Below are 10,485 nucleotides of genomic sequence, written 5' to 3'. Positions count from 1 at the left end.
AGCGTCTCCAGTTCCTCCTCCCGACCGATGATGTCCCCCGCCTCCTCGGGAAGGTTGCCGCGCCGCTCCTCGCGCACTCGCAGGGACTCGAACCGCCGGTCCGACAACGACAGCGGCAGGATCTCCAGCAGCGGGACGGGCTCCGAGATCCCCTTGAGCCGGAAGCTCCCGAGCATGCGCACCGCGGGCCTTCCCAGGCGCTCCTGCATGCCGGCCAGCTGCGCCCACGCCGCACCGCTCAGCAGCACCTGGCCGCCATGCCCCGCATCCGCCACGCGGGCCGCCACGTTCACCATGCGCCCCACGTAGTCGACCTGCCCCGTCCGCGGGTCCACGCGCAGCTCGGGCTCGCCCACATGCACGCCCATCCGCACGCGCAGGCCGCGGTACAGCACACCTCGGGGGCCTCGCTCCTGCGCCGCATCAGGCCAGGCCAGCAGTTCCTCCGGCCATGGCGCATCCAGCAGGGCCTCTTGCACCTCGAGGCACCAGCGCACAGCCTCCACCACCGTAGGGAAGGCGACCATGAAGGAGTCGCCCTGCGTCTTCACCTCGTAGCCGGACGAAGCCACCAGCAAGGTGCGCAGGATCCGATCATGGAGCTCCAGCGCCACCCGCATGCTGGCGCTGCAACGCTCCCACAGCAAGGTGGAGCCCTGGATGTCGGTGAAGACCAGGGCCACCGTGCCGGACGGGACTTCCATAGGCATGGAGAGCGCGTTCATGACCTCCTATGAAGAGAGCCATCCCTGGCCCGAAGGCATCCCCTCGTATTGAGAACTGGACGGATCATCTGCGCGCTGTCGACCAGCTCACACCGCGCACGTCCGGAAACGAAAACCGGATCACCCTGAAAAAGCGGTCCAGTTTCCTCTTCCGGCACAGTTGCCAACCTTACTGGCGGAAAGGGGAGCCTGATGACGACCACAACGAAGGCAGTGGGCCGCATGGGTGGACAGAAGCGCGCAGAGACGAGGGCCTGGGTCTCTCTCATCGCAATGCTCCTGGGGATGGGAGCGACAGGATGTGGGCCCACAGGCCCCATGGAGGACCTGACGCTGAAGAGCCAGAGCCAGGAGCTCGACTCCCTGAACGGGCTGTCCGCCAATGGCCTGTCCGCCAACGGCCTGTCCGCCAACGGCCTGTCCGCCAACGGCCTGTCCGCCAACGGCTTGTCCGCCACCGCCTTCACCGCATGGTTCGCGCAGGATCCGGCGCTGGCCGACATGGTGATGCGCTACGTCGTCCGGTGCGCCGTCCCTTCCGGGGAGACGCGCTCCTTCACGGACCTCACGGGTCAGCGCTACACCTGGAGCGGTGGACTGGGCCTCACTCCGAGCTTTGCCGACGGCGCCGCCCCCAGCCGGGCTGAGCAGCAGGTCATCACTGCCTGCCTGATGGCTCACGTGAATCGGTATGGGCTGAGCATCCCCATCTCTGTTCTGGGGAAGGACGCGCGAGGAAAGAATATCCCCTTCACCTCCAGCGAGCTCGCGACCTATGCGGTGCGCGAGGCCTGCTTCTTCGGCAACCTCTTCACCCAGGAGGGACTCTTCTTCGGCGTGGACCGGCCTGTCACGAACGAAGCGCAGTACCTGACCCGGGCTTGCGCAGGAATGGAGGACGCCTCCGGCAACCCATCCACGAGCTGTGCGCCGCTGACCTATGTCGGCGCGTGCACGCAGGCCTGCACGCTTGACCACAAGGGCCCGTTCTACAAGAGCTGCGCGCGCAACGGTGTGAGCTACCTGCCCCTCACGACACGGATGCGGCAGTCGGACTACGACCTGCTCTTCCCGGACTCCGGCGGCACAGGGAACACGTCGGAAGAAGAAGACGACGACGACGACGACGACTTCGCTCCGCAGCCCCCCATGCCCGAAGAGGAGTGAGGGTTGGCAACGCAGGAAGTGGCGGGACCGCCCCGAGGGACGGACTCACCGCTTCCGGCGCCCTGGCTTGAACTTGCCTCGTGACTTCGGCGGCTTGCCCCCTCCCGGCGCGCTCTTGCGCTTGCCGGCGGGTGCCGCTCTGCTCGTCCTCTTGTGACTGGGAGCGTCCTCGCGCGGGGGCCGCAGCTCCCGAGGCTCGCGAGACTGCCGCTCCCGCATGGGCCCTGGAACCTCCGCCTGAAGGCGTTCCCCACTCCTGCGCCCGCTCCTGGCCGCAAGCGCGCGGAGGCGATCGACCGCGGGAGGCGGTGCCAGCGGCGGAGCATCCGCCATGAAGGCCGCCAGCGGATCGTCCTCGGCCAGCGGAGGCTGCTCGGGACGCCAGGGCTTCGCCGAGAGCTCAGCCCGAGACTCGTGCTCGGCCCGCGCCGCTGGACGTACGACGAAGCGCTTCCCCCGCGCGCCCCCTGCCTGCTCAGGAGCCTCCTCCCGCGACGAGGGCCGACGAAGCGCCTCGGACTTCTCAGAGCCAGGCTGCTCCTTCCAGCTCCTGCGATCCGCCTTGCTCGGCGCCGCCTCCTCTCGCTGCCCCTCACGAATGAAGCGCCGGCGCTTCTCCTCGCCCCTCGGCGCCTCCTGCCGAGACTCCGGACCGCGTCCCACGGACCGGGGCGCATCCTGGCGTGTCTCCTCTCGGCGCCCGCGCCGAGCTCCCGACTCCCGCTGCACGGCGCCGAGCTGCGGCTCCGCCTCATCCGGCCGCCACTGCCCGAGCCGCCGTCCCGGCCGCTTGGAGCGCTCTCGTCCAGGTGGCTCCTGGGAGCGCAGCGAGGGCTGCCACCCCGCACGCCCTGGGCCCAGAGGCCGCTCGCCGCGCACCACCGCCTTGCCTTCGATCTCCAGCGGCTCGAAGTCGATCTGCCGCCGCTCCGGGCTCACCGAGGCCAACCGCACGCGGCATTTCAGCCCCACGCGGATGCGCCGCCCGTCTGGGAACACCAGCGCATGCAGCGTCTTGTCCAGCTTGCCGCCGAACCCGATCGACTCGAGCTTGACGAGCCCCTCCACGTGCTCGGTGTCCAGCTCCGCGAAGAAGCCGAACTCGGCCAGGCCGGACACGGTGGCGTCGAACTCCTCGCCCACGCGATCCTTCATCAGCAGCGTGGCGTAGAAGGCGACCACCTCGCGCTCCACCTGCATGGCGGCGCGCTCGCGCTCGGAGCTCTGCTCGGCCATCTCCTCCAGCTGGGCCTCCTCGCGCTCCAGCAGCGCCTGCGAGGGCTTCTTGCCCCGCCGCGCCCAATGCGCCTTCAGCAGCCGGTGCACCAGCAGATCCGGGTACCGGCGGATGGGCGAGGTGAAGTGCAGGTAGTGCTCCGCCGCCAGCCCGTAGTGCCCCACCTGCGAGGCCGAGTACACCGCCTGCATCATCGAGCGCAGCAGCAGCTGGTTCAGCGCGCGCTGCTCCGGGTGGCCCTCGAGCTGGCTGATGAAGGCGTCCAGCTCCTTGGAGGACACCCCGTCCTCGAAGCGCAGCTTGAAGCCGTACGCCTGCGCCAGCGTGGCGAAGGCGGCCAGCTTCTGCTCATCCGGCTCGCCGTGGAAGCGGTAGACGGTGGGCAGCCCCTCGTCCTGGAAGAACTTCGCCACCGCCTCGTTGGCGGCCAGCATGCACTCCTCGATGAGGCGGTGGCTCTCCTTGCGCTCGCGCTGCTCCATGCGTTCGGGGAAGCCCTCCTCGCCCATCACCACCTTGTGCTCGGGCAGATCGAAGTCGATGGCGCCCCGCTCCTTGCGCATCTTCCGCAGCGCACGGGACACCTCCAGCAGCCGCTCGAAGAGGGGGCGCAGTCCATTGCGGTGGGGCACGTCCTTGCCGTCCAGGACGTCCTGCACCTCGTTGTACGTGCACCGGGCCACGCTGCGCATCACCCCCGGGTAGAGCTCGTAGGAGCGCAGGTGGGCGCGCGCGTCGAACACCATGTCCGCCACCATGCACAGCCGATCCTCCTCGGGCCGCAGCGAGCAGATGCCGTTGCTCAGCCGCTCCGGGAGCATGGGCAGCACGCGATCCGGCAGGTACACCGAGGTAGCTCGGCGCAGGGCCTCGACGTCCAGCGCGATGCCCTCGCGCACGTACTGCGTCACGTCCGCGATGGCCACCACCAGCCGCCAACCGCTCCCCTGAGGCTCGACGTACACCGCGTCGTCGAAGTCCCGCGCGTCCTCACCATCAATGGTGATCAGCGGCATGGAGCGCAGATCCCGCCGCTCCTCCCCTCGCGCCTCCTCGTCAGAGACTTGCGGGCTGACGCGATCCGCCTCGTCCATCACCTCGGGAGGAAACTCGTCGTTGAAGCCCTGGCCGTAGGCGATGGAGAGCACCTCCACGCTCGGGTCTCCAGGCCGCCCCAGCGAGCCCGCCACCTCGCCGAAGAGCCCCTCGCCCGGCCCCAGCATCCGGCTGCCCACGCCCAGGCGGACCTTTACCATGTCCCCGTCCCGCGCCATCTGGGTGGGCGGGACGCGGATGGAACCTTGCAGGCTCGGATCACTCGGCTGCACGAAGGCGTGCCGCCCGCCCTGCTCCACGTACGTGCCCACCACCAGCTCGCGGCGCCGCTGCACCACGCGCACCAGGCGCCCCTCCAGGCGCCCGGGCCGCCCCATCACCTCGACGATGACCCGATCATTGTCCAGCGCGCGCGAGGCGTCCGCTGGCGGCAGGAAGACGTTCTCCCCCAAGCCTGACAGCGGGTGGACGAACCCGTAGCCGTCTCGGTGGATGTGGAGGATCCCCTCCAGCTGGACGCTCTCGGGCCGTGTGGACATGGGGCCCTTGCGCCGTACGGGCTCGGCGTCCTCGGTCCGCTCGCCATGCCTCTCCTGGAGCAGGAAGCGCTTGCCTTCCTTGAGGATGTGCCCCTGGCGAACCAGCTCCCGGAGGGCGCGCTTGAGTGCGGTCTGCTGCCCGGCGTGCAGGCCAGCGAGCCGCAGGAGCTCTTTGACCCCCAGGGGGTGATCGGCGTCGGCGAGGAACTGCTTCAGCTGTTCAGGTGAGAGGTTCACGAAGGGTCCACGCGGGCCTGCCCGCTCTAGAAACGGGTAGACCCTGGCGCGCTGGACGGGAACCCCCCAGGCGGCCAGGATTTGCTCCCTGGCCTGCTCTGGGTTCAACCCTGCCTCTCAAGGCTTGACCGTGACGTTGATCTTGAACGAGCGCTCCACGACGCCCGGGGTGAAGGCCTTGGCCAGGAAGAACTCCAGCTCGGAGCTCCCAGGGTTTCGCGGGGTGAAGAAGAACTCCCGGGTGCCGGCGTTGCCCTCGCCCGGCTCGAAGCGCGCCTCGCGCAGGCCCACACGCTTGGCCGCGGTCGGCTCGATGGCCCAGGTGTAGCCGGGCTGCTCTGCCAGCCGCACGGTGAGGCCGTTGTTGAGCTTGACCTCTACCGAGGTGGGCACCTCGCCCTCCACGTGGACGATCTCCATGTCCTCGCGGGAGACGCGCGCCTCGGCCGGCCGGGGCTCGAAGGTCTCCACGACGACCCTGCCACCCCATCCGGAAGCCTTCTCCACCACGCCCGTGATGAAGAGCTGCTGGCCCACGGACTTGCGCATGCCCTTGGTGCCCTTGCCCTCGAGGATGAAGGACACCTGCTGGCGCGTGCCGCCGTTGGAGACCACCAGCACGAACTCGTCGCCGGTCATCTCCAGGCTGCCGCGCAGGGAGGCGAAGCCCTTGATGCCCGCGCCCATGCCGGCGCTCGTCACCATGGACGTCTCGCCCGGGGACAGGAAGCGCAGCTTGGTCTCCATCTCGACCGGCGCGACCACCACGGCCTCGGCCTCCGGCTTCTTCGCCGAGTACTTCCGCACGTCTACCGTGCCGCCATAGTTCGTCGTCTTACGGATCAGCCCGCTCACGGAGACCTTGTGGTCCATGTACGCGGGGAGTACCTCCTGATCCGGGCCCTGGAGCAGGAACGTGAGCTCACGCTTGTCGCGGCCCACCACCACCAGGTATGGCATCCCGTCAGTCACCGCGAGCCGGCCCTTGAGGCTGCCCTCGCCCGTCACGCCTCGGCCCTCACCCGCCGACAGCAGCTGCTCCATCTCACGCTTCGTCAGCGAGCTGCCCACCGGAGGAAGTTTCGTGGCGCGCGGCCGAGGCTTCTCCAGGGCCGGAACCGCCGGAGCCGCAGCTGCAGCCGCGGCCGCCTTGCCCTTGGTGCCCTTGCCCTCAGCGGCCGAGGCCGCCTTCGCCTTGGCGGGCTCGGCCTTCTCACTCTTGGCCGCTGCCTTCTCGCCCTTGACGGCAGCCTCACCCTTGGTGGAGGCCTCTGCCTTGCTGGAAGCCTCTGCCTTGGTGGCAGCCTTACCCTTGGCCTCCGCGGCCTTGGGCGCGGCGCTCTTGCCCGCCTTGGCAGCAGACTTCGCCGAGGGCGCCTTCCCCTTGGTCACCTCCGCCACCTTGTCCTTGACGGCCTTGGCCACCTTCGTTGCTGCTTTTGCCACCCGCTCGCTCGCGTTCTTCAGCAACTCCAGCCGTGCCGCCTTGTCCTTCTTGGCAGCGGGGGTCGCCTTCTTGGCCCCGGACTTGGGCTTGGCCATCGACGCTGTCTCCTTAGGAAACCCGGGTAATTTCAACGGGTTGGCGGATCTCTCCACATGGGGAGCATGTCTCGCGACTCTCACCGCTTGTAACGGTGATCAGCAGGACTGTCAAACAAACTCTTGAAATTCCTAGAGACTTCGATCTCAGTGGATCCATGAGCGCTGAATCAGAGCTGCTACCGGTAGAGGACGCGCGAGCCCGAGCGCTCGCCCTCGCCTCCCCCCTGCCAACGGAGTGGGCGCGACTGGAGGAAGCCCTCGGGCGGACGCTGGGTGCGGAGGTGCTGGCGCAGCGCACGCTGCCCCCATGGGACAACTCGGCCATGGATGGATATGCGGTGCGCAGCGCCGATCTCTCGGGCCCCCTGCCCATCCGTCTCTCCATTGGAGAGACGATCCACGCCGGGAGTACGCCTCGGGTCGAGCTGCGCCCCGGCACGTGTGCTCGGATCATGACCGGGGCGCCCCTACCCACAGGGGCGGATGCGATAGTCATGCAGGAGCGCACCCGGCCCGCGCAGGGCGCCGACGGTCCAGCCGTGGAGATCCTCGAGGCCGTGCCACCGGGGAACTTTGTCCGCCCTCGAGGAGAGGATGCCAGGGCGGGAGAGCCGCTGCTGGCGCGAGGCACGCCGCTGGGCATCCCGGAGCTGGGGCTGATCACCGCCCAGGGGATGTTCACGGTCCCGGTGCCTCGCCGCCCCCGGGTGGCCATCCTGTCCACGGGCGACGAGCTGTGCCGGGCCGACGAGGCCCCCGATGGACGGATCGTCGACACCAACGCCCCTTCGCTGGCGCTGGCGGTGGCACGCGCCGGAGGCCTGCCCACGCTGCTGGGCATTGCCCGGGACACCCAGGAGGAGGTGTCCACGCGCCTGGCGGACGCGCAGGGCTTCGACGTGGTGCTCACCAGCGCGGGCGTCTCCGTGGGCGAGCGCGACTTCGTCAAGGCGGCCCTCCAGGAGCAGGGCGTGGAGCTGAACTTCTGGCGCGTGGCCATCAAGCCCGGCAAGCCGCTGGTGGTGGGCCGGCGAGGCGCCACCGTCTACTTCGGGCTGCCGGGAAACCCCGCCTCCTCCCTGGTCACCTTCGAGCTCTTTGTCCGCCCAGTGCTCCGGCGGCTGCTGGGCCACACGGACGTGGAGCCTCCCCGGGTGCCAGGGCGCCTGGACGGCGAGCTGCGCAAGGCGCCAGGGCTGGCGCACTACATCCGGGTAGTGGCCTCCTGGCGGGATGGCGAGCTCTGGGCCCGCCCGCTCGCCACGCAGACGTCCGGAGCCCTGCGCTCCACTGCTTCTGCCACGCATCTGCTCCACTTCCCTCGGGAGGCGAGCAGCCTGGCTCATGGGGGGCATGTCGTCCTCTTGCCCGTCTCCTGGGGGACTTGAGGAACGCCTCCGGTTGTATGGCATCGATACTTTCGAGGCTGGCAGCCCTAACTTGACTTGAGCCCCAAGGAACCTCGAAAAAGGGGGTTCCCTTCATGCATGGGAGAACCGTTCACCATGTCCGACACGCGTCCACCCCAGGTGCTCCCCTCGCGTAAGCCGACCCAGAACCTGGAGATCTACTCCGAGGCGGACATCCCCACGGAGCGGGGGATGATGAAGACGGTCGTCTTCCGGGACCGGCGCAACGGCCGAGAGCACGTGGCGCTGGTGGTGGGGGAGGTGGCCGACAAGGAGGGCGTGCCGGTCCGGGTTCACTCCGAGTGCCTGACGTCCGAAGTCTTTGGCAGCCTCAAGTGCGACTGCCGGCAGCAGCTGGACCGGGCCTTGGACTTCGTCAGCCAGGCGGGGTGTGGGGTGGTGCTGTACCTGCGCCAGGAGGGCCGGGGGATCGGCCTGGGCAACAAGATCAAGGCCTATGCGCTCCAGGCCAAGGGGTACGACACCTACGAGGCCAATCGGCAATTGGGTTTTGCGGACGATCTTCGAAGCTATGATATCGCTGCGGAGATGCTCCGGTCCCTGGATGTGCGGTCCGTGGACCTGATCACGAACAATCCGTTGAAGATCGCGGGGCTGGTGGAGGAAGGCATCCCCGTGCGGCGTCGAATCCCTTCCCGGACCGAGCACAATCCGCATAACGTCGGATACCTGAAGACCAAGCGCGAGCGCACGGGGCACCTGATTGAGCTCTTCGCCGAGGAAGAAGACAGCGAAGCAAAAGCCGGCTGAGGGCAAGCCGCTGCGGAAGTTCCGTGCGGGCGAGGCGGCGCGTCGGCTGCAGTCCGTGGGCAAGGTGTCCAAGAGCTCGGACGCGAAGACGCACTTCCACGTCCGCTTCTGGGGCGTGCGCGGCTCCATTCCCTCGCCGGGTCCCCAGACGAAGCGCTACGGGGGCAACACCCCGTGCGTGGAGATGCAGGTCGGCGAGTCGCTGCTGATCTTCGATCTGGGCACGGGCGTGCGGCCGCTGGGCGATTCGCTGGTAGCGAAGGGCGCGCCGGTGAACGCCTCCATCTTCCTGTCGCACTACCACTACGATCACCTGCAGGGCCTGCCGTTCTTCACGCCGATCTTCATCCCCCACAACGCGTTCACGTTCTACGGCGCCACGCGCAACGGGCAGTCGGTGAAGCAGATCCTGTCAGGGCAGATGACGCAGCCGTACTTCCCGGTGACGGCCGAGGGCGTGTTCCGGGCGAAGCTGAGCTACCACGACATCCAGGCGGGCGAGACGGTGATGGTGGGCCCGGCGAAGGTGAGCACGCTGGAGCTGAACCACCCCGGCGGCAACCTGGGCTACCGCGTGGAGTGCGAGGGCCGCTCGGTGGTGTACGCCACGGACATCGAGCACGGCGGCCAGGATGAGCGCTTCTTCGAGTTCGCCCGGGGCGCGGACCTGCTCATCTACGACTCGATGTACACGGAGGACGAGTACTGCGGGCGCCAGGGGCCGCCGCGCACGGGCTGGGGCCACTCGACGTGGCAGGCCGCGGTGCGCGCCGCGAACGAGTCCCAGGCGAAGACGCTGGTGCTCTTCCACCATGATCCAACCCGAGACGACGCGGCGATGGATCGGCTGGTGCGCACGGTGCAGAAGCACCGCCCCGAGGCCATCGGGGCGCGAGAGGACATGCTCCTCCAGTTCTAGTCAGCGCCCGGCCAGGGCGACCGCGCGCTTCACGCCCTCGCGCAGCCCGCGGTACTCCAGCCGCTTCACCGCGCTGGGCAGATCCAACCACTCGTGAGCGTCGTGCTCGGGGCTGAGCCGCACCTCATGGCCCTCCGGACACCAGGCGGCAAAGGCCGTCTCCTCCACCAGCATGGGCGGCAGGAGCTCTCCCAGGACGAAGGCGTGCCGGTAGTCCAGCGCGCGCACGGGGACGCTCAGCCCGGTCTCCTCCTGCAGCTCTCGGGCGGCGGTGTGCTCGGGGGACTCGCCCGGCTCCACGCGGCCGGTGATCGTCTGCCAGAAGCCGCCGCGCGCGGGGATGCGGCGCACCAGGAGTACCTGCGCCCGAGCCCCGTGCCCGCGCACCACGGTGATGCTCACCGTGCGCACGGAGACTCCAGCCGAGCGGTGCTCGCACTCGAAGACCGAGCTGTAGTGGCGGGCCAGTGCCTCCTCCACGTCCGGCACGGAGACGACGTGGCCCAGCTCGCGCTGCATGGAGGTGACTCCCGCCTCGCGAATGCCGCACGGGACAATGAGCTGGAAGTGCGGCAGGTGCGTGTTGACGTTGAGCGCGAAGCCGTGCGTCGTGAGCCAGCGGGAGATGTGGATGCCGACCGCGGCGATCTTGCGAGCGTCCGGCGAGCCCTCTCCGCCCAGCCACACGCCAGGCCACTTGGGGATGGGGCCCGCCTCGAGCCCGTACTCCGCCAGCGTCTGGATGATGCCGCGCTCCACATCGCGCACGTAGCGGCGCACGTCCTGGCGAGCCTTGGGGAGCAGGAAGATGGGGTAGCCCACCACCTGGCCAGGCCCGTGGTAGGTGACGTCGCCGCCGCGGTTGGTCTCGAAGATCTCG

General features: G+C 68.9%; 8 protein-coding genes. 4 read left to right on the top strand and 4 right to left on the bottom strand.

What is annotated here, in order from left to right; translation table 11 throughout:
- Positions 1-725: adenylate/guanylate cyclase domain-containing protein (locus tag VD972_RS37900; protein WP_324993702.1), on the bottom strand; the 725-nt coding region annotated here is incomplete at its 3' end.
- Between the two features lie 192 nt (positions 726-917).
- On the opposite strand from VD972_RS37900, the gene VD972_RS37895 reads away from it, so the two are divergent.
- The gene (locus VD972_RS37895; RefSeq protein ID WP_324993701.1) at positions 918-1,892 is read left to right on the top strand and encodes a hypothetical protein; all 975 of its coding nucleotides are present in this window, start codon (positions 918-920) and stop codon (positions 1,890-1,892) included.
- A 45-nt stretch (positions 1,893-1,937) separates the two neighbouring features.
- Here the strand turns inward: VD972_RS37895 and rnr are convergent, their stop codons facing one another.
- Entirely contained in the window at positions 1,938-4,961 is a 3,024-nt protein-coding gene (gene rnr / locus VD972_RS37890; RefSeq protein WP_324993700.1) for a ribonuclease R, read from the bottom strand.
- 117 nt (positions 4,962-5,078) lie between these two features.
- On the bottom strand, positions 5,079-6,503 hold the full coding sequence (locus tag VD972_RS37885) for a protease inhibitor I42 family protein (protein WP_324993699.1): 1,425 nt from the start codon (positions 6,501-6,503) through the stop codon (positions 5,079-5,081).
- Positions 6,504-6,661: 158 nt separating this feature from the next.
- Here VD972_RS37885 and glp point away from each other — a divergent pair, with 158 nt between their 5' ends.
- The 3 genes from glp (at position 6,662) to VD972_RS37870 (ending at position 9,605) form a co-directional block, all read left to right on the top strand.
- On the top strand, positions 6,662-7,894 hold the full coding sequence (gene glp, locus VD972_RS37880; protein WP_324993698.1) for a gephyrin-like molybdotransferase Glp: 1,233 nt from the start codon (positions 6,662-6,664) through the stop codon (positions 7,892-7,894).
- Positions 7,895-8,011: 117 nt separating this feature from the next.
- Positions 8,012-8,686 carry a GTP cyclohydrolase II gene (ribA, locus tag VD972_RS37875; protein WP_324993697.1) on the top strand — a complete coding sequence of 225 codons (675 nt, stop codon included), beginning with the start codon at positions 8,012-8,014 and terminating at the stop codon, positions 8,684-8,686.
- Positions 8,640-9,605 carry an MBL fold metallo-hydrolase gene (locus VD972_RS37870; RefSeq protein WP_324993696.1) on the top strand — a complete coding sequence of 322 codons (966 nt, stop codon included), beginning with the start codon at positions 8,640-8,642 and terminating at the stop codon, positions 9,603-9,605. Before ribA ends, VD972_RS37870 begins: the two co-directional genes overlap by 47 nt.
- Here VD972_RS37870 and lipB read toward each other — a convergent pair.
- Positions 9,606-10,485: lipoyl(octanoyl) transferase LipB (lipB, locus tag VD972_RS37865; RefSeq protein ID WP_324993695.1), on the bottom strand; the 880-nt coding region annotated here is incomplete at its 5' end.

The sequence above is a fragment of the Hyalangium sp. genome (assembly GCF_035629615.1).
Lineage (GTDB): Bacteria > Myxococcota > Myxococcia > Myxococcales > Myxococcaceae > Hyalangium.
The sequence above is the reverse complement of the archived record's forward strand: the minus strand, read 5'-3'. Positions and strand labels throughout refer to the sequence as shown.